The organism is Enterococcus sp. PLH-Efm8 (genome assembly GCF_053011625.1).
In genome coordinates this window covers 2,121,944-2,142,277 of record NZ_CP172568.1, presented here as the reverse complement: position 1 = coordinate 2,142,277, position 20,334 = coordinate 2,121,944, and the positions used below count along the sequence as shown (strand labels likewise).

At 36.0% G+C, this 20,334-nt stretch carries 19 protein-coding genes and 1 tRNA gene; 15 read left to right on the top strand and 5 right to left on the bottom strand.

From position 1 onward, the window contains the following. Positions 1-78: 78 nt before the first annotated feature. Positions 79-987, bottom strand: coding sequence for a helix-turn-helix transcriptional regulator (locus ACIFUW_RS10615; protein WP_002296511.1), 909 nt, complete (start codon positions 985-987; stop codon positions 79-81). 182 nt (positions 988-1,169) lie between these two features. Here ACIFUW_RS10615 and ACIFUW_RS10610 point away from each other — a divergent pair, with 182 nt between their 5' ends. From ACIFUW_RS10610 to ACIFUW_RS10580, 7 genes are all read left to right on the top strand, one after another. Continuing rightward, positions 1,170-2,294: an ABC transporter substrate-binding protein gene (locus ACIFUW_RS10610; RefSeq protein ID WP_002287757.1), complete on the top strand. Its 1,125-nt coding sequence runs from the start codon at positions 1,170-1,172 to the stop codon at positions 2,292-2,294. A gap of 24 nt (positions 2,295-2,318) precedes the next feature. Further along, positions 2,319-2,498, top strand: coding sequence for a hypothetical protein (locus ACIFUW_RS10605; protein ID WP_002287756.1), 180 nt, complete (start codon positions 2,319-2,321; stop codon positions 2,496-2,498). 22 nt (positions 2,499-2,520) lie between these two features. Further along, on the top strand, positions 2,521-3,438 hold the full coding sequence (locus ACIFUW_RS10600) for a carbohydrate ABC transporter permease (protein WP_002287755.1): 918 nt from the start codon (positions 2,521-2,523) through the stop codon (positions 3,436-3,438). Next, positions 3,431-4,264, top strand: coding sequence for a carbohydrate ABC transporter permease (locus ACIFUW_RS10595; RefSeq protein WP_002302991.1), 834 nt, complete (start codon positions 3,431-3,433; stop codon positions 4,262-4,264). Before ACIFUW_RS10600 ends, ACIFUW_RS10595 begins: the two co-directional genes overlap by 8 nt. A gap of 82 nt (positions 4,265-4,346) precedes the next feature. After that, positions 4,347-5,465, top strand: coding sequence for a glycoside hydrolase family 88 protein (locus ACIFUW_RS10590; protein WP_002287753.1), 1,119 nt, complete (start codon positions 4,347-4,349; stop codon positions 5,463-5,465). A gap of 20 nt (positions 5,466-5,485) precedes the next feature. After that, complete coding sequence (locus ACIFUW_RS10585) at positions 5,486-7,357, top strand: DUF2264 domain-containing protein (RefSeq protein ID WP_002287752.1); 1,872 nt, start codon at positions 5,486-5,488, stop codon at positions 7,355-7,357. Beyond that, positions 7,351-8,574, top strand: coding sequence for a glycoside hydrolase family 88 protein (locus tag ACIFUW_RS10580; RefSeq protein WP_002321414.1), 1,224 nt, complete (start codon positions 7,351-7,353; stop codon positions 8,572-8,574). The genes ACIFUW_RS10585 and ACIFUW_RS10580 overlap by 7 nt, the downstream gene beginning before the upstream one ends. An 85-nt stretch (positions 8,575-8,659) precedes the next feature. On the opposite strand, the gene ACIFUW_RS10575 is transcribed toward ACIFUW_RS10580, so the two are convergent. Beyond that, positions 8,660-10,594, bottom strand: a complete 1,935-nt coding sequence (locus ACIFUW_RS10575; RefSeq protein ID WP_002287747.1) for an ABC-F family ATP-binding cassette domain-containing protein — start codon at positions 10,592-10,594, stop codon at positions 8,660-8,662. 225 nt (positions 10,595-10,819) lie between these two features. On the opposite strand from ACIFUW_RS10575, the gene ACIFUW_RS10570 reads away from it, so the two are divergent. Beyond that, complete coding sequence (locus tag ACIFUW_RS10570) at positions 10,820-11,476, top strand: redox-sensing transcriptional repressor Rex (RefSeq protein WP_002287746.1); 657 nt, start codon at positions 10,820-10,822, stop codon at positions 11,474-11,476. 73 nt (positions 11,477-11,549) lie between these two features. Here the strand turns inward: ACIFUW_RS10570 and ACIFUW_RS10565 are convergent, their stop codons facing one another. Continuing rightward, positions 11,550-11,903, bottom strand: a complete 354-nt coding sequence (locus ACIFUW_RS10565; protein ID WP_002287745.1) for a thioredoxin family protein — start codon at positions 11,901-11,903, stop codon at positions 11,550-11,552. Positions 11,904-12,094: 191 nt separating this feature from the next. On the opposite strand from ACIFUW_RS10565, the gene ACIFUW_RS10560 reads away from it, so the two are divergent. The 5 genes from ACIFUW_RS10560 (at position 12,095) to ACIFUW_RS10540 (ending at position 17,387) form a co-directional block, all read left to right on the top strand. Further along, complete coding sequence (locus ACIFUW_RS10560; protein WP_002287744.1) at positions 12,095-13,024, top strand: permease; 930 nt, start codon at positions 12,095-12,097, stop codon at positions 13,022-13,024. Positions 13,025-13,034: 10 nt separating this feature from the next. Next, positions 13,035-13,871, top strand: coding sequence for a TIGR03943 family putative permease subunit (locus ACIFUW_RS10555; RefSeq protein WP_002287743.1), 837 nt, complete (start codon positions 13,035-13,037; stop codon positions 13,869-13,871). A 247-nt stretch (positions 13,872-14,118) separates the two neighbouring features. Next, positions 14,119-14,895 (top strand): LytR/AlgR family response regulator transcription factor, encoded by a 777-nt coding sequence (locus ACIFUW_RS10550; protein WP_002287742.1) that lies wholly within the window; start codon positions 14,119-14,121, stop codon positions 14,893-14,895. Between the two features lie 175 nt (positions 14,896-15,070). Beyond that, positions 15,071-15,814, top strand: a complete 744-nt coding sequence (locus ACIFUW_RS10545) for an ABC transporter ATP-binding protein (protein ID WP_002287741.1) — start codon at positions 15,071-15,073, stop codon at positions 15,812-15,814. Continuing rightward, on the top strand, positions 15,807-17,387 hold the full coding sequence (locus ACIFUW_RS10540; protein WP_002296509.1) for an ABC transporter: 1,581 nt from the start codon (positions 15,807-15,809) through the stop codon (positions 17,385-17,387). The genes ACIFUW_RS10545 and ACIFUW_RS10540 overlap by 8 nt, the downstream gene beginning before the upstream one ends. A 250-nt stretch (positions 17,388-17,637) precedes the next feature. Here the strand turns inward: ACIFUW_RS10540 and ACIFUW_RS10535 are convergent, their stop codons facing one another. Beyond that, positions 17,638-18,117, bottom strand: coding sequence for a threonine/serine exporter family protein (locus ACIFUW_RS10535; RefSeq protein ID WP_002289868.1), 480 nt, complete (start codon positions 18,115-18,117; stop codon positions 17,638-17,640). Between the two features lie 15 nt (positions 18,118-18,132). Next, entirely contained in the window at positions 18,133-18,885 is a 753-nt protein-coding gene (locus tag ACIFUW_RS10530; protein WP_002289867.1) for a threonine/serine exporter family protein, read from the bottom strand. A gap of 116 nt (positions 18,886-19,001) precedes the next feature. On the opposite strand from ACIFUW_RS10530, the gene ACIFUW_RS10525 reads away from it, so the two are divergent. After that, positions 19,002-19,072: transfer RNA gene (locus ACIFUW_RS10525), tRNA-Gly, on the top strand. A 365-nt stretch (positions 19,073-19,437) separates the two neighbouring features. Then, entirely contained in the window at positions 19,438-20,163 is a 726-nt protein-coding gene (locus ACIFUW_RS10520; protein WP_002290883.1) for a DNA/RNA non-specific endonuclease, read from the top strand. The last annotated feature ends 171 nt before the right edge of the window (positions 20,164-20,334 follow it).

The window sequence follows — 20,334 nt, the reverse complement described above, 5'->3', positions numbered from 1 at the left end:
GCCGGAAAATTATTGTTTATTTTGAATAGACAGAAAATATAGAGAAATAATTTGTGGATAAAACCTAAAAATTTTTTTCTATTTTAAGGATAGATAATACTTTGAAGGGGATAACCCTGTATATTTTTTAAAAGCTGAAGAAAAATGATGGATCGAATGAAATCCTAATATATCTGCAATTTCTGTATAGGTTAATTCATTTTCTAGCACGAGACGTTTTGCTTTTTCCATTTTTAGTTCTTTAAAATAGCTAATAACACTTTTTCCATTCACTTTTCTAAAATGTTTTTTTAAGCTGGCTGGACTGATAAAAAAAATTTGGGCTAATTGTTCAAGCAAAAAATTTTCTGAAAGATGTTCTTCTAAATATCGTATGATTGGATCAACTAATTCATCTGAATAAAGAATATGCTTTTTTTTAGGAATGACTTTCTCATTTGAAGGTATTGTCAATAAAGCAAGTTCCTGTTGATAATGCCTTGGTAAGGAAGACAATTGAATTTTTTGCAGACAATAAGTAACTAATAAGGAAAGCAAATGAATGCTCATCTGTTGGCATAGTATGAAAAAAGAATTGATTTCCTGATCATAGGAAATAGCTGGCTTACTATGTTTTAGATAATCAATTTTGAACTGTTCATTTTTCAGAAAAGTAATGATAGATGTTATTTCTTGATCTATAGAAAAAGATTGTCCCGTAATATGTGCTAATAATTGCTCATCAAAATAAAACTGGATAATGATAAAAGTTTGTGTTTCCTTTTGAGTAGAAAAGATTTGGACTTCTTGCTGTTTATCAATGAATAAAAGGGAAGGATTATCTAGTTCTATAGATTTATGTGCAAATTCAGCATATAAATTAGCGCTTTCATTTATTAGTAGTCGAAAATAGGGAGCAGCAGATAAATGAAGATGGGTATCTATGGAATAGGTTAGTGTTTTTTTGACAAGATTGGAGGATTGGTTGTTTGTTAACAAAAGAACCACTTTCCTTTCTCTTTTTATATAAAAAGCTTTCTATTTATAATTAATGACTATTATAACAAAAATGAAAAGCCAAAACGACAAGTAAAATATTTTTTTATATAAATATTTGTGTTACTAATTCCGTTAATATACATAAGTGAAAGCGTTTTATATAAGAACTTGAAAAGAAAGAAGGGATAGACATGAAAAAAAGATACAAATTGGTGATAGCTTTGCTAAACATTACCCTATTATTCAGCTTAAGTGCATGTGGAAAAACTAACGAAGAAGTAACAGCAAACATCGCAGATCCAATGATAAAAAAAGCCACTACATTAGAAGTATATGTCGCAAACGGCAAACTGACAAACTATGTTGAAAATGCTGCAAAAATCTATAACCGCAAAACTGGAGCAAATATTGACTTAAAAATTGTGAATGTAGCTTCGGGAACAGCAACAGTACAAATGATCACCCCAAAATTGGTAACACACGAAGATATGCCGGATATTATCTCCATGGCAGACACTTCAGCAGCAGGTGTGCTGGAAAAATTTCAAGATGCTTTTTATAGTGCTGATGAATATGGATTTTATGACAAATATGGCGATCAGTTTTATGATCAAAAATTGAATATTTTGCGTCAACAAACGAGTAATGAAACGATTATTCCTTGGGCTAGTGATTTTACCCCAGCACTTTGTTATTATCAACCAAAAAAATTTGCTGAAATAGGTGTAGATTTTGAAGAAATCAGTTCTTGGGAAGAATATATCCAGGTGGCAAAAGCATTAAAAGAAAAAACTGGTAGTTTTGGAATTGCCTTGCCAGAATCTGGGGACCAAGAATTGTTTATCAACATGCTAGCCCAGCAGAATCAATCTTTGCTTGATGAAGAAGGAAATATCCGTCTGAATACTAAAGAAGCGAAACATGCTGCAAAGTTAATCAAAGAAATGATCGACTCAGATATTGTACATTTCTACGGTGCACAAGATGCTGAGAAAGCATTTCAAGAATCTGCAATGTTTGTTGCTGGCGGCTGGTATGCTACGAATATGTCTTTGAATTTTCCTGATGCATCTGACAAATGGCGCATGGCTCCACTGATTCCTTTTTCAAAAGAAAATCCAGGAAAAGGTGCAGTATCAGGAGGATCAAGTTTTTATGTCCCTAAAGATGCCAAAAATCCACAAGTGGCACAACAATTTCTTACATTTATGCTGACAGATGAAGAATGCTTAGCCAACGCACTGGAGCTGGGCGTGGCTACATCTAACTCATTGGCCTATCAAACAGAAGCAGCTGAGAAAAAGTTTGACTACTAAGGAGGACAAAAATACTATGAACTATTGAATAAAATCAATGAAAATACATCAAATACTGTTTTACCAGCCACTTATTCAGATGCTACGTCTTATTTGACTACCGCTGCATATAACTATTGGCAAACAGGTGATTTTGAAAATTCATATCTAAAAGAAGCAGAAAATTTTGCTCATAAGTACGGCGTAAAATTAACTGGTGATTAAAAAATATTAGGAGGACTTAACGATGATGCAATCTTCGTTACCAAGCAAGACAATAAAGAACAGCAAGAAAAAAGCAACAGATACGTCTCATAAAAAAAGTGCTTATGGATTGGTCACACCTTTTGTTATTTTCTTTATTGTGACGATTTTGATTCCCATCATTATCTCGTTTGCTTTTAGTTTTATGAAAATTGGCTACTCATTTGAATTTGTTGGATTTGACAATTATCTAGCTATCTTCCGAGATCCATTGTTTATTAAATCTTACACGAATGTTTTGATTATCATGGCAGGATCAATTCCAATAACGATGCTATTAGCTATTTACTTTGCTGTTTTATTGAATTCAGCACAGTTAAAAGGAAAAGGATTTTTTAGAACTGTCTATTATATTCCAACCATTACATCAACGGTGGCTGTAGCTTCCGTATTCATGACTTTTTTCAATCCGACTGGGTTATTCAATGGATTTTTGAATGCGCTAGGAATTAACGGTGTACAGTGGTTAACAAATCCTTTTTGGATACGAATATCAATGATCATCACGATGATTTGGCTTAGTGTAGGATATAACACTATTTTATTTTTAGCTGGTCTTCAAGGGATTTCTAAAGAGATATACGAAAGTGCTGAAATAGATGGAGCATCGAAATTTCGGCAATTCTTTTTATTAACGATCCCCATGCTAAAGCCAATCATTTTAATGGCCACAGTTTTAGCCACTATCAATGGCTTGGGTAATTTCAATATCCCAAATATATTCTTTGGGACTTCCAATGGACCAGAAAATTCAGCTTTGGTCGTAGGAGTCAATTTATATAAAACAAGTTTTGAAATGGTTGATTTTGGAAAAGCCTCTGCTATTGCCTGGACGATGGTGTTTGTATCTGTTATATTATCGGCTATTCAATTTAAATTCGGAGGTGATAAAAATGACTAAACAAAAGATACAAAGCAGAATTTTTACGTACGTCATTATTGTGTTTGGTGCCTTAATATTTTTGATGCCATATTTATATATGATTGTAGCTTCAACGCAAAGTAATCAAGAAATTTTAAGTGGCGGAATCAATTTCAAGTTTGGGGATATGCTATTAAAAAACTGGCAAGCCATCATGGCGAGATATAATTATCCCTTGATTATTTGGAATTCGATTGTTATTGCTGTAATCAGTACAGTTTCAGCTACAGCCAGTTCTACAATGGCGGGTTATGCATTAGCAAAGTATCGTTTTATGGGGAATAAACTGTTGTTCAATACAGTTATGCTATCTAGGATGGTGCCTTTTTTTACCACATTGATTCCTTTATTTTACATTATGAGTCGTTTAGGATTATCGAATACTTATGCAGGTGTGATCATCCCTTCGATTGCCAGTACAACTTCAGTGTTTATGATGCGACAATATAGCAGTCAATTTCCTACAGCACTGATGGAGGCTGCCAGAATCGATGGTGCCAATGAGTGGGTGATTTTTACGAAAATCGCTGTACCGATTTTATCACCTACGATTATTACTAGTGGTTTACTTATCTTTATGGGAAGTTGGAATCAATATCTATTTCCATTAGTCATGCTTTCAGATAAAGATAAATATACGGTTCCCTTAATTATCAAAAATATGACGGTTTCTAGTACAGGTGAGCCAATTAATTATGGCGCAATTATGCTAATTTTAGCAACTTCAGTGATCCCAATGGTCTTGATTTATGTGTGGGCGCAGTCTAAATTTAAGGAGAATGACATTGGAGCTGCAAATAAGTAAAAAAAATAACGAATGTTAACCATCTAGTTCGTTCTAGGAGCAACTCCACATTCATAAAAATTAAAAGAATGGCGGGATATCCATGAATGAACAGACGAAGGAATGGTCAAGAAAAATTTTGAATGTAGCTTCTGAAAAGATAGATGCGGAATTAGACAGAATGGGGAATAAAATTCCATATATTTCTTACAACGGAAAATATACAGACGTAATAAAGGACAGAGGAATCGACTGGTGGACCAATGGTTTTTGGAGTGGTATTTTATGGCAGCTCTTTCACAAGACAAAACGAGAAAAGTTCAAAGAGGCAGCAATACAACAAGAACAATTATTAGAATCTGCCCTGTACCATTTTTCAGACGTTCATCATGATGTAGGTTTTTTATTCTTACCATCGGCTATTGCACATTATCAACAGTCTCAAAACAAACATAGTCGACAACTAGGGTTACATGCAGCTACGGTACTTGCTGGACGCTATAATATTTCAGGGAACTATTTAGTAGCATGGAATGACCATAAACCTGGTTGGATGATTATTGATAGTATGATGAATTTACCATTACTGTATTGGGCTTCGAGGGAAACTGGTGATCCGAGGTTCTCTAAAATTGCTCGGCAGCATGCAGATACAACAGCTAAGTATCTAGTGAGGAAAGATGGATCAACCGGGCATATCGCAGAATTTGATGCAGAATCAGGGAAATATATTCGGTTACTTGGCGGGCAAGGATACAATGAGAATTCTTGTTGGAGCAGAGGAAATGCATGGGCTTTATATGGATTCGCGTTAAGTTATCGTTACACAAAAAATCCGTACTATCTAGCTATAGCAGAAAAGATAGCAGTAAATTTTATTCAGAAAATCGAAAAAACTGGTTATATTCCTCTCATTGATTTTGCTGTAAAAGATTCGAATATTGATACCAGTGCTGGAGTATGCGCTGCATGCGGTCTTCTGGAATTAGCAGGATATGTTTCCTCTGTACGATCAAAAATGTATCATGAAGCTGCTATCAATATACTCCAAAAGACAGAAAAGCACTATGCAAATTGGAATATGGATGAAGATGGGATCATTGGAGGCGGAGCAGAAGCATACCATAGAGAACTGACTTATAATGTGCCACTGATCTATTCTGATTATTTTTTTATTGAAGGCTTACTTCGATTAGAACAGTCGGAATTAGCTATTTGGTAGTAAAAAGAGGAGAAAATACAATGAAACATCCAGTACCACTATTAAGGACCAGACAGGATTACTTTGACTTATTTAAAAAGATAAATCAACCACTCCAGCCGTTTTATCGAGCAAGTGGCGCACAAATTGATTATATACATCAAGGGGTAGGATATGGAAATAAAATTGCAGGAATGGAAGGATTCTCTCGGGTTTTATGGGGAGCGGGGCCCGCAATTGACCAATTAGATGAACGATGGTTGAAATTAATTCTATCAGGAATAAAAGCTGGAACAGATCCTTCCCATCCCGATTATTGGGGAGAAATACATGAAAGAGACCAGCGTATGGTAGAAATGCCCGCAATGTTATTAGCGTTATATCATCATGAACAATTATTATGGAAAAAATTAGATACAGGAGAAAAAAGCCAGATTATTCATTGGTTCTCGCAAATTTTTGAATATGAATGTGCAGATGGTAATTGGCAATTTTTTAAGATAATTGTCGGAACAATTATCCAAAAATTTGGTTATCCAGTTAAAGAATCAGCACTGAAAGAAGCATTTGATAATATAGAAAATTGTTATCTTCAAAATGGCTGGTATCGAGACAGTTCAAGAGGTCGCCAAGATTATTATAATCCTTTTGCATTTCATTATTATGGTTTGATTTATAGCGTACTAGAACCAGAAAAGCCCATTAGCCAGATATATAAGAACCGAGCTATTGATTTTTCTAGAGACTATATTCATTTTTTTGCGGAAGATGGTGCAAATGTGCCTTTTGGTCGAAGCATGATTTATCGTTTTGCAGTTTCAAGCTTTTGGTCAGCTATGTTGTGGGCCGATCTTTTGCCTTTTAAATTAGGTGAAATCAAGGGGTTAGTCAATCGGAATATAAGATGGTGGATGCAAAAAGAAATATTTGATGAAAAAGGTATCCTGAATATTGGTTATACCTACCCTCAATTGACATTGACTGAACCCTATAATAGTACGTTATCTCCATTATGGCTGAATAAGATTTTTTTATTGTTGGCGCTACCTGAAGACCATGAGTATTGGACGGCTAAAGAAATGCCTATGCCTATTCGTGAAGGAACTAAACTTCTTTCAGAAGCCAATTTGCTCATACAACATGATAATGGACATACATTTTTTTTGAATGCGGGACAATTAGGGCCAAATTTCCATACATTGACCAATGAAAAATATTTAAAATTTGCTTATTCTAGTCAATTTGGTTTTTCGATACCGCGAGCGAATCAATTGAAAGCAGAAATGGCAATGGATTCAATGCTAGGGATTCAGCGAGCGGACACATATATCACGACCAGTTTTAAGAATGAGAGCATCAAAACCTATGGACAGTTCATCGTTCGAAATAATGTACGAGACATTGTATGTAAGAAAGAGGTACTTGCCTCTACATGGGAACCTACTTTACAGGCAAAAATCAGAACTTGGCTTATTCCTTTTGAAGGCTGGCAGATTCGCGTACACAAAGTAGAATTAGATACAGAATATGTTCTATATGAGACAGGGTTTGCTATTGAATGTTCTCCTGAGAAAGAAGGAATAATCATAGAAGAAGACAAGGAAAACTATAGGGTGAGTGAAGCTGGCTTTTCAGGTATTATCTGTTTAAGTGACGATACTATTAAACGAAAATCCACAGCTATTATGGGTTTGCCCAATACAAACTTGATGACATGGGAAAACACTTTTATTCCTGGATTAGAGGGTACATTTGGAAAAGGAACCCATTGGCTCGGAACAGGAGTGGTTGCTCATCAAGATCGGGATTATAGTTTAGAAGTATGGAACAATCGTCCCAAAATTGATTTTGATGGGACAACCGGGCTAACTATCCAAAATAAAAACAATAAAAAAAGACTAAAATTATGCTAAAGGCTGGTGGGGAAATGCTTGATAAAGTGATGTTTGAAGAGATAATACATCCAGAAAAATGGATAAATGAATGTTATAAAGAATTAATGGAAAAAGAATGGAATAATGAGATCGAGCGTTGTCGCAGACACACGGAGAGGTTAATCAAACGTATCAGTAACAGTCAGTATCAATTCCCAAGCGAGTGTCCTATAAAAGGACGTTATCCATTAAGAGACAATATTGGTTGGACAGAAGGATTTTGGACAGGAATTAATTGGTTGTTATTTGAGAAGACGGGTGATCCTTTATTTCAACAAACAGCTGAAAAAGCAGATATAGATTTTATCCACAGGATTGACTGTCAAATTATCACTAATCATCACGATCTTGGTTTTTTGTATTCTTTATCAACCGTAGCAGATTATAAAATAACGGGAAATCGAAAAATGAAGGAAGCTTCAATTGATGCTGCAGAAACATTACTTCAGCGTTTTTGGGAGAAGGCAGGAGTTATACAAGCTTGGGGAGATCCTAGTGATCCTTCACAACAAGGTAGAATGATCATGGATTGTTGCATGAATCTTCCATTATTGTATTGGGCGAGTGAAGAAACTGGAAATCAAAAATATAAAAAAGCTGCTCAGGCTCATATTCAAAATGCAGCAGATTATTTAGTAAGAGAAGATGGTTCAACTTATCATACATTTTATATGGATGTCAAAGATGGAAAACCAAGATATGGAAGTACGCATCAAGGTTATAGTGATAATTCCTGTTGGGCTAGAGGCCAAGCATGGGGGATTTACGGTTTTGCATTAAGTTATCGTTATTTGAAAGAACAAAAATATTTTGATTTAAGCAAAATATTAGCCAATTATTTTATGAATCGGTTGCCAGAAGATACCATTTGTTATTGGGATTTGATCTTTGATGATTCTAGCAGAGAAGAAAAAGATACATCTAGTATGGTGATCATGGTTTGTGGATTATTAGAATTAATAGAATCAGGTCTATTAGACAAAACAGAAAAGAACTTATACCAGTCTGCTGTTTGGAAAATTATGCGACAATTGAAAGAAAGATATGCTACAACGGAAGAAGAAGATGGCTTTTTAACACAGTCTGTTTATAATAAGCCCAAAAATAATGGGGTAAATACACCTTGTATTTGGGGTGATTACTATTATTTAGAAGCTTTAGTGAGAATGACTAGTAATTGGTCTTCTTATTGGTGAAAAAGGTAAATATGGAATTTTTGTTTGATAAAATAAAAAAAGAAAAACCAAAACAGCATGAATGGTTTCTGTTTTGGTTTTTTCGTTAATTTTCATATTCTTCTAATTCCAAGCTTAGTTCTTCCCATTCCGTCAATTTTGTTTCTTGATCTTGTCTAGCAGCTTCTAAATCTTGGTTCAGCTCATTGAGTTTTACGTGATCTTCCAGGTTTTCTGGCGCGACCATTTCTTGTTCCAACTGATCGATCCATTCATCGATCCGCGCCATTTCTTCTTCAACCTGAGTAATTTTTCGTTGAAGGCTACGGATAAGCTTTTGCTGTTCTTTGCTTTGGTAATAATCAGATTTGTTCGTGGGAGCAGGAGCAGATTCTGGCTCATCTTGTGCCAACAATTCGGCGATTTCTTCTTCTTCCTGCTTTTTCTCTAAATAATAATCATAGTCTCCTAGATAGACTTTGCTGCCATTTTCAGAGAGTTCGACGACTTTTGTCGCGATCCGATTGATGAAATATCGGTCATGGGAAACAAAAAGCAGTGTGCCGTCATAATCGATCAATGCATTTTCTAATACTTCTTTGTTGTCAATATCTAAATGGTTTGTTGGTTCATCCAAAATCAAAAAATTTTCTTTGTTCATCGCTAACTTGGCTAAAGCAACCCGTGCTTTTTCACCGCCACTTAGCAGAGGGATTGGTTTTTCTACATCTTCGCCAGAAAATAAGAAAGCACCTAAAGCACTTCGGATCTCTTTTTCTGGAGTGGTAGGATGCTCATCCCACAATTCTGCTAGGATCGTCTTGTTTGTATGCAGATCAGCTTGACCTTGATCGTAATAGCCGATGGTGACATTTGTCCCTAGCGTTTCTTTTCCACGGATAAAAGGGATCTGGTGAATGATTGATTTCAGCAACGTCGATTTCCCGATACCATTCGGACCTACTAGAGCAATCGCTTCTTGACGACGGATATCTAGATTGATTGGTTCAGATAAGGTGACATTATCATATCCGATAGCGGCATCTTCGATTTGCAAGACTACATTTCCAGAAGGCTTTTCTATACTGAATAGAAAGTTTGCTTGTTTTTCATCCCCTTGAGGACGATCCAGCCGGTCCATTTTTTCTAATGTCTTTCTGCGGCTTTGCGCTCGTTTTGTGGTAGAGGCGCGAACAAGGTTCCGAGCAACGAAGTCTTCTAATTTATGGATTTCTGTTTGCTGCTTTTCATAAGCCTTCCATTCACTTGCTAACTGTTCTGCTTTCAAATCTAGATATTTCGAATAGTTACCTTTGTAATGGCGCATTTTTCTTCTGCTTAATTCATAGACTTCATTGACTACTTTATCTAAAAAATAACGGTCATGGGAAACAATCAATAATGCACCAGTATAGCTTTGCAGATAATTCTCAAGCCAGGAAAGTGTCTCGATATCTAAATGGTTCGTTGGTTCGTCTAGAATCAAAATGTCAGGGTGTTGCAAAAGCATGCGAGCTAAAGCTAAACGTGTGCGCTGTCCGCCTGATAAAGTATCGATTTTCTGATCATAAAATGAAGAATCGAATTTAAACCCATGCAATACGGAACGAATTTCATTTTCATAACCATAGCCGTTTCGATCTGAAAAATCGTGTTGCAGCCGGTCGTATTCTTTTAAATAAGAACTATAAGCAGGTGTGTCTGGCGTACCTTCGCTAATGAAAATCTCTAGCTCGCGCATCCGCTCTTCCATTTGTCTAACTTGTTCAAAAGCTTTCAGCATCTCGTTCCAAACTGTTTCATTGGAATCAAGTCCTGTGTCCTGAGCGAGGTATCCGAGAGTCGCTGTTTTATTTTTAGCGATCTTTCCTTCATCAGGTGCTTCAATTCCAGCAATGATCTTTAATAAAGTCGATTTTCCAGCGCCATTTCTGCCAACTAAAGCGACACGAGCGCCTGTACTGATTTCTAAATGTATGTTTTCAAATAAGACTTCTGCACCAAAATGGCGAGCAATCTGATTGGCTTGTAATAATATCATGGAATCCTCTTTTCTACTTTGTGAATTCTCCTCAAATAAAAAACTATTTTTCAATTAGTAGTCTACCATAAATTCCATTATACTGCGAGATTTGCAGAAATGATAAATAAATGAATAAAGAATAAAATTTCACAATATCTGAGCAATGGAATTGATTTTTTCCTATAAATACTGCTATGATGGAGAAATCAAAGATGTAATTAGACAATACGTGGAGGTCATTTCGTGAAAGATCATATTATTCCAAAGGCGACAGCTAAAAGACTGCCTTTGTATTATCGCTATTTAAGGATTTTAAATAATGCTGGAAAGAAAAAAGTGTCTTCAACTGAATTAAGTGAAGCCGTTCAAGTAGATAGTGCAACGATCCGTCGAGATTTTTCTTATTTTGGCGAATTAGGAAAACGTGGGTATGGTTATGATGTAGAAGATCTTATGCACTTTTTTGCAAAGACATTAAACGACGATCAATTGACAAATGTTGCGCTGATCGGTGTAGGGAACTTGGGAAGTGCTTTACTAAAATACAAATTCCATCAAAGTAATAGCATACGTATCAGTTGTGCTTTTGATGTGAATGAGGAAATCGTTGGGCGCATCGTAGACGGTATCCCCGTTTATCCAATGGAAGATATGTCAGAACAAATCAAGATCCAACAAATCGAAGTAGCAATTTTAACGATACCCGCTGAAAGAGCACAAGAAGTAGTCAATCAGTTAACGGAAGCAGGAATCAAAGGAATCTTGAACTTTACCGCTGCTCGATTGAATGCTCCGTCAGATGTATTGATCCAAAATGTTGATTTGACGAATGAATTGCAAACCTTGATCTATTTCTTGCATTCTGACGCAAATGCGCATTCCGAAAATACAGCAGAATAAAAATAAAAAGCGATTGAACAAATGAAGGCAAAACTTTCACTTGTTCAATCGCTTTTTTCTGTTTGGACAACGATTATTTTGTTCGGAAGATTTCTTCATAAGAAAGGGAATCATCTTCTGCTGTCAGTTCATCTAGTAGATAACGGATTTTTTTAAAGTCGATGAACCGTGCTTGCCGAAAGACTTCTTTTCCTTGATGAAAAATCAGGACAACTGGCGCAGTCAGCACTTCAAATTTACTAGCTACTTCTGGTGTTTCAAATGCATCCAAATGAAGTGCCGGAATATCATAATGTGTGAGAAGTTCCTCTAGTCGTGGACGAACAGCGTGACAAACACTGCAATTAGGCATCGAAAGATAAATGACGGCAACGGATGACTGTTGCAGTATGTCTTGAACTTCAGTCAAGTTAGTGGTTTGTTTCATTTTTATTCTCCCTTTTATGATAGAAGTGATATGTATGAGACCTTAATTTAATGGGAATAACAGAAAAAGTCAATTGAAGTGCTTTGGTAAAAAATAAGAGTTGTGTAAAAATTTACAGAGCAACTTGTTTTTTTTGAATAAAAGCGTATATTTGCAAAGCGAATGAACTAGAAATAAAAAGGAGGAAACTCATGTTTTCTTTTATTCCAAATTCGGTTTTGCAGATGAGTACGATTTTCTTATCGATCGTTATTGAAGCATTACCTTTCGTATTATTAGGCTGTCTTATCTCAGGCGCCTTACAAGTATTTTTGACCCCAGAACGTGTGAAGAGATGGCTTCCTGAAAATCGTATCTTCTCTATTTTTACTGGTTCGATCTTAGGATTTTTCTTTCCTTCATGTGAATGCGGCATCGTACCGATCGTTCATCAATTTGTTAAAAAAGGCGTACCAGTTCACACAGCGTTTGCTTTTATGCTGACTGCTCCGATCATCAATCCAATCGTGATTTTTTCCACTTTTATCGCATTTGGCAATTCTTGGCAGATGGCAAGCTGGCGGGTGATAGGCAGCTTTTTTGTTGCCCTTGTGATTGGTGTCTGGCTTGCCTATTTTCAAAAAGACGCTGTATTGAAAGAAAAAATCACGTCTAAAGTAGCAGAAAATCACCATCATCATGTCCATGAAGAAGAACAAAGTGAGAAGAATGAACCAAAAAATCAGCTGATCCATCAAACTGGGCATGTGTTGACACATTCAATCGACGAATTTTTTGATACAGGTCGTTATTTGATCATTGGCGGATTAATCGCAGCTGCGATGCAGACTTATTTACCAACTAGAATTATGCTAACGCTCGGCTCAACAAAGATTTTAGCCATTATCATCATGCTGTTATTGGCCTTTACGATGTCTCTTTGCTCAGAAGCAGATGCGTTTATAGGATCTTCTTTGTTAAGTCTGTTCGGCACAGCACCTGTAGCTGCCTTTTTGGTCTTTGGCCCAATGGTCGATATCAAAAATCTACTGATGATGAAACGATATTTTACAGGACGCTTTATTTTATCGCTGATCGGACTGATTGCCCTTAGCGTTATTGGATTCACATTATTTATTTAGGAGGGAAAATATGCTGCGGTTTTTGATTTTATCTGGGTATTTCGAATTGATGATGTACTTGCAAGTTTCTGGCAAACTCGATCAATATATCAATGTCCATTATCGCTACTTAGCTATTCTTTCAATGATTTTATCTGCTCTTTTGGCTTTAGTTCAGCTGTATTTGTGGGTCAAAAACGGAAAAGCAGAAGAAAAGGCACACGAGCACGATCATGACCATGGGTTGTCAAAACCTTATCAACGTGGAATCGCTTATGTACTGCTAGCTTTGCCAGTAATCGTGGGGACGTTGTTTCCAACAGTTAGTCTCGACACTACGATCGTAGAAGCCAAAGGATTTAATTTCCCAGTAAGTAAAGAATCAGTAGGGGATCCGGAGATGCAGACACAATACTTAAAGCCGGATACCAGTATTTATTTCAACAAATCAGACTACTTAGACCAAATGAATGAGTTGAAAGAAAAGTATGGGGATAAGCAAACTATCAAGATCACAGATGAAAACTATTTAGAAGTTATGGAGCTAATTTATAATTACCCTAGCGAATTCATTGGCAAAAAAATCAGCTATGAAGGATTTGTTTACCAAACACCGAACGATAGCAATACAGATATCTTCTTGTTCCGATTCGGCATTATCCATTGTGTGGCAGATTCAGGAGTCTTTGGTTTGTTGACGCATATGCCGGAAGGAGTAACGGTTAAAAATGATGAATGGTATAAAATAGAAGGAACCATCCAATCAGACTATTATCAACCATTCAAGCGTGAAATCCCATCTGTAGTTGTTACAAACGCTGAGAAAGTCTCTGCTCCGAAAAATCAGTATGTGTATCGTTCTTTTTAAAAGAACAAAATAAATAAACATAGCTCAGACAGCTGACACGCAAGGACGTCGGTTGTCTGGCTTTTTTTGCATGATGTATTCATTTGTTTGATATTTATTTTAGAAGCAGCATCCTGAAAGTATTTGATATCGGTTTCAAAGGTGTTGGAAAAGATTGTGAAGAGAATTACAATTTATTCCTAACATGTATGTTGAAAAGTTGTATGAAATGATTTTGATAGTAAAATATCGAGTGGAGGTACTTTTTATGGTAACGCGTATATTTATTTTGGATGATAGTTTGGTTTTTGAAAAAATGCTAGTAGAAATTTTGGAAGAATCCAGAATTTTATTAAGTCCTTGGAAATTTGAGATCGTTCAGGGATTGAACGTTATACAATTTGTTGAATTCATTAAAAATAATGAAATCTATTCCTCAGATATTTTTTTCCTAGACATCGATTTGAACGCCTATTATAGCGGTATCGAACTAGGCGAAATGCTTAGAGAAAAGAATGAAAAGTGTAAAATTGTTTATCTAACGTCTCATCCGAATAAAGCAATAACTGTTATTAATCGAAAGATTACGCCTAGTGGTTATTTGATAAAAGAATTCACTTATGAAAAAAATAAAAAAAGCATCCAAAGTTACTTATTGAAAGAAAAAGAAAACTATCCTGTTCAACATGCTACGAAAAAAAGGTGGACAACTGTCCGTTATGGTAATAGCGATCACTATATCCATTACGATGAAATCCTTTATCTAATGAGCATGCCAGGTTATAAAAATAAAATAGGCCTAGTATTGAAAGATGAAGAGATTCTCGTAAACGGCACAATTAAAAAATATAAAAAATCACTCGAATATGAGTATTTATGTAAAGATTTAAAAGCTTATATCATTAATACTGAAAACATTACATCTATTAGCAGAGTAAACGAAATAGTAACATTTGCAAATGGAGAACAACTAGAGATGGGAAAGAGAAGTATTGATAAACTAAAGAATTTTATGCAAGAAAAGATAGAAAATGAATCATTTTAAAGAAAACAAAGACTCATATCTTACCTGTTAGAAGAGTGTTTTCCTGTAGAAGAGAACAACCCAAGTAGCAGCCTAGTCGTTTCTATCCTTTTTTGTTATGCACTCTTTTTGACATTTACTCCACCAATAACGAAGGGTACAATAAAAAGTAATAACAAACAAAAGGAGTACAGAAATGATTGAATTCATCAATGTAAGTAAAAGTTACGGGAAAAAACAAGCATTAAAAGACTTGTCTCTCTCGATAAGACAAGGGGAAATTTTTGGATTTTTAGGACATAATGGTGCCGGAAAATCAACTACGATTAAAAGTTTAGTTAGTATTATTGAACCATCATCGGGAACGATTTTAGTAGATGGAATGAAATTGACGGAAAATCGATTGAGTATCAAACAAAAAATCGGTTATGTGCCTGATTCCCCAGATATTTTTTTACAATTGACGGCTGGAGAATATTGGGACTTGATTTCAGCTGCCTATGAATTAGACACACAAAAAAAAGAAAAGCGTTTAGCAGAATTGACAGCGCTTTTTGATATGTATAGTCATCAAAATGAAACAATCGCAAGTTTTTCACATGGAATGCGTCAAAAAACGATTTTGATCGGCACGTTGCTGCCAGATCCAGATATTTGGGTATTGGATGAACCTTTGCAAGGACTTGATCCTCAAGCAGCATTTGATTTGAAAGAAATGATGAAGGCTCATGCCGCAAAAGGAAAAACAGTCATTTTTTCTACACATGTATTGGATACCGCACAACAGTTATGCGATAAACTGGCTATTTTGAAGAAAGGTGAATTGATTTATCAGGGGGCAGTTAGTGAATTATTGAATGGCTCACCTGATGAAACGCTAGAAAAGATTTATTTGAAAATGGCTGGAAGGCAAGCGACAGGAGATGGACCGTATGTATAAGCGACAATTATTAGAATTAATTCGAGTTAATCTTTTATATGTTAATCCACAGCTCACGAATAAAGCAAGAGAGAAAGGAAAAAAGGGAAAGCGATTAACTATCTATCTTTTGTCTCAAAATCTTTTTTCAGGGCTGATTTTTTTACTGATTTACGGATTTGCTATGTTTGCTATGAACTTTGTTAAATTGCCAGGTTTCTTTACTTATTACGTGGCACTTTTTGGTATGTTAGGTTTAACTCAAAGTATATCAGTCATTTATAATATCTTTTTTGAAGGAAATGACCTGCAAGTATTTTTGCCTCTGCCTTTTGGACAAGAACAGGTTTTTTCAGCAAAGATTTTGGTAGTTGCTTTGACCATCATTCCTTTTGTTTTTCCGCTTCTAGTCATGTTTATTTTAACCGGATGGCGAGCTGATCTAGGGATTTTGCTTACTATCATTATCTCAATCCTTTTGTTTTCTCTATTTTTGATTATTCTTTTTTGTCTGGCTAGTTTGATTGTTTTTGGTTTGGCTCGAACAGCAGTGTTTAAAAAACATAGAAAAACAGTTTCTAGTATCTTGCTTGGCAGCTCGATGCTGATCGCATTTGCTGGAATCATGTGGATGAATCATCAAACGGGGACTATTGAAAATGAGTTAACAGATCGGCATCCGATTTCGATATTATTGCCATTCTATGATGCTGCCAGTCAGCCACTTTCTCAACAAGGTTTATTGGGTTGGGGAATACTAGCTATCACGGCTCTGGGATTTTTCCTTGCTGTAAAACAGCTGATAGTACCAAAGCTTACAGAGCAACTGACTGATTCAAACAGTGAGTTCAAAATAAAAAGAACCCATAAAAAGAACCAAAATGTGCATCAGCTTTTATTTAGTTACAATGCTCAATTAGTAAAAGAACCTAATTTGATTATGCAAGTTCTTTCTTCTTCCTTGTTAACTCCAATCATTTTTATTCTTGCTTTTGCCCTAGGAGGCGAAATAAAATTAACTGATTTAGATAATAAGTTAATCGGTGTTGTTTTCCTGGTAGGGATCGCATTGGCTTTCTTAACAGTTAATCAGACTTCTTTTATCAGCAATCTTATTTCTTTGGATCAAGAAAATTTTCTGTTTATCCGTTCTTTGCCAATCTCTATGAACCAATATTTAAAAGAAAAGTTCAGATTCGGATGGATATTGCAGAGTTTTTTAACTGGTGGGATCGCATTATTAAGCGGACTGTCTTTTCAGCTGCCTTTGTTTTTTATCCCTAGCTTGCTATTTGGTTCTTTATTCGGCTGCTACTTATTGTCACTACGTTATTTCGCTAGAGATTATCGGTTGCTGCTGCTGAACTGGACCAATATTAACCAATTATTTAACAGAGGTTCAGGAAGTTTGGGTTTAGTCGCAACTATGATGGGTTCATTGATCATCAGTATTATTCTTATCGTCTTATACGGAATGTTGGCTTTGTTTTATCCATTTTGGTTAGTGAATATTCCTGTGATCGGTTTAGTTCTAATACTTTCCGCTCTATGGATCGTTTATTATCAACGAACGTTTTGGAAAAAATTTGAATAAAGAAGAGGGGCCGTGACAAAAATCATGTCGCAGCCCCTTTTTTACAGATAGAGGGTGTTCAAAAGTCAGTTTCTCAGTATTAAGTCAATTTTATGTAAAAATGTGAGAAGCTATTTTTACAAAACTTTTTTTAATACTCATAATTACTTCTTATTGCTCCTGCGGTTACTTGTCGCAATGTTTGTGAGATATTTTGTCATCGCTCAAGGCTGAACGTCTCTTTCACAACCTTTTCTTTGTTACACTTCGTTTATTTAAAAAGCCGTTTTTTTCGTTTCATCATGATTGCGTCACGCTTTACTTTGAAATTACGGATGTTATGGTTAAAGACTTCTGATAATACAAGACCTAAAGCGATTGCTCCAGCAATCATAATTGCTTGGACCGCATAATGAGCCGCTTCTCGATAGGATTCAGTAACGAGATTTCGAACCGCTTGATAAGCTAAACCACCAGGGACTAGAGGAACCATCCCGGGAATATTGAAAATCGTTACGGGCATTTTCAAACGTTTAGAGAAAAGATCGCTGATGAATGCTACTCCTAAAGAACCAAGCAATGAACCAAAAGCAGCAGATCCGCCTATTTGAACACAGATCCAGTAGATCATCCAGCCAAAAGCACCAGAAAGACCACAACAAATCAATGAACGCCTAGGTACATTTGTAATAACGGCAAATGCCGCAGTCGCTAAAAAACTAAAAGAAAACTGAATAAATATCGTCCCCATACTTGTGTTCCTTTCCTAATAAAAAAGCTGGAAAATAAAAGCAATCGCAAAACCGATCATCGTAGCAGTCATCATCGCTTCTGTTCCGCGAGAAACTCCTGAGACATAATGTCCAGCTAGCAAATCACGGATAGCGTTCGTAATTTGAACTCCAGGAACTAAAGGCATCACACATCCGATAATGATTAGATCCTGATTGCTTCCTAAGCCAAAACGTACGCTGTAGATAGCGGCTATGCCAATCAATAAAGAAGATAAAAATTCCGATAAAAATTTGATTCTAAAAAATTTCAAACTATATAGATAAGCTGCGTATCCCAATCCTCCAATGACTAAAGTCACAGGTAAATCGGTCATCTTTCCGCCAAATAACACCATAATTGTTCCACTGATCACTGCCGCGCTAACGATTTGCAACCAGACAGGAAAGAAAGAACGGTCTCGGTCGATTGCTTGCAGTTCGCAGTAAAGTTCTTCTAATGTTAGCTCTGAAGCAACATATTTACGTGAAAGATCATTTACTTTTACTACTTTTTCTAAATTAATCGAACGGTTGGTAATTTGTTCCATTCGGATGGTCGAGGTACGATCAAGACCAATAAAGAGACCGGTTTGAGTGACATAGCTGACCAAACGGAAATTTCCAGAAGCTAAAGCAATTCGACTCATCGTATCTTCTACCCGATACATCTCCGCATTGCTTTCCATCATGATTTTCCCAGCGAGTAAACAAGTGTCCAGCAACAGATCTAATTCTTTTCCCGTCATAGCATCTTCTCCAATAATTGATTGATTAGTTTTATTTTACTACAAAACATATCGGAAGCGTAAAGAATAAAAAAACTTGAGGAAGGAGTGAAAGAGGCGTATACTGTTTTTGTATCGCGGGTGTAGTTTAGTGGTAAAATCCCAGCTTCCCAAGCTGATGTCGCGGGTTCGATTCCCGTCACCCGCTTAAAAGAGGCTGTGAAAAAGCTGCCCTGCATCAAGTAATAAGAATAGTCAAGCAAAAAAGCTTCTTATGTTTTTGACTTGGTTGGACTTATTACCGCAGATGCAAGCTTTTGAACACTGTTTACCAAGAGGTCGTACAGAAGCCGTTTAGTTTTGAGTATTAAGAAAAATTTTTTGAATGATAATAAATACCTTGTAAATAGTGTTTTGTGATTGAGTAGAGACGATGAATCCGTCTCTTTTTTTGTATTCTTAAGCCGTCTAAAAACTGGTTTTATTTTTTTACTGTTTCTATTTCTTTCCAGTATTTATTTATAGGGGAACATATGTTAAGATTTAGGGAACTGTTAGTAAAGGAGTAAAGAAATGAGCAAAAAAACAACCAAGGCGATCGTGGGGATCGTCGCTGCTGTGATTGCAGGGGCACTCGGTATTTCCACCACACAAAAAGATTCAGATATCTTCCAACAAATTACAACCATTTTTGATTCCACACCGCAAGCTTCTCAAGTAGCGGATGTGCCAGAATATGATGGAAAACATCAAGAAATAGAAATCAATGGGAATCAGCCGGAGTTTACAAAAGAGGATCTTAGTCTTTCCAAAGGGACATGGGAAAGCTATTCAAATATAGACAAATTGAACAGAGTAGGACAAGCCAATGCGATGTTGGGAAAAGACTTGTTTCCTACTGAAAAGAGAGAACCTTTGTATATTGATCCGACAGGTTGGAAACAAAAGAAATTAAGTGACGGACAATGGTTATACAACCGCAGCCATTTGATTGGTTTCCAGTTGACTGGTCAAAATAATAACATTAAAAACTTAATGACAGGGACACGTTCGTTGAATGCTCCGTACATGCTTGCCCACGAAAATGATATTGCGGCATATATCAAGGAAACAAATCATCATGTACGCTATCGTGTCACTCCTCATTTCGAGGGAAATGAACTGGTAGCAAGAGGTGTGCAGTTGGAAGCAGAAAGCATTGAAGACAAAAAAATTGAATTCAATGTCTTTATCTACAATGTTCAAGATGGCTACACCATCAATTATGAGACAGGGCAAGCAACGAAAACGAAAAATTAGTAGCAGCAATTCGAATTTTTTATGAACTTTATGAAAAAATTGTGTAAAAACATACTTTCAAAGAAATATAGCGTATACTTTATGGAAAGAGGGCTTTTGAAAAAGCCACAGAAAAAAGGAAAAATCAGACAAATCGTGTTTCTTAATTTATTCAGAAGTTTGGAATATTTG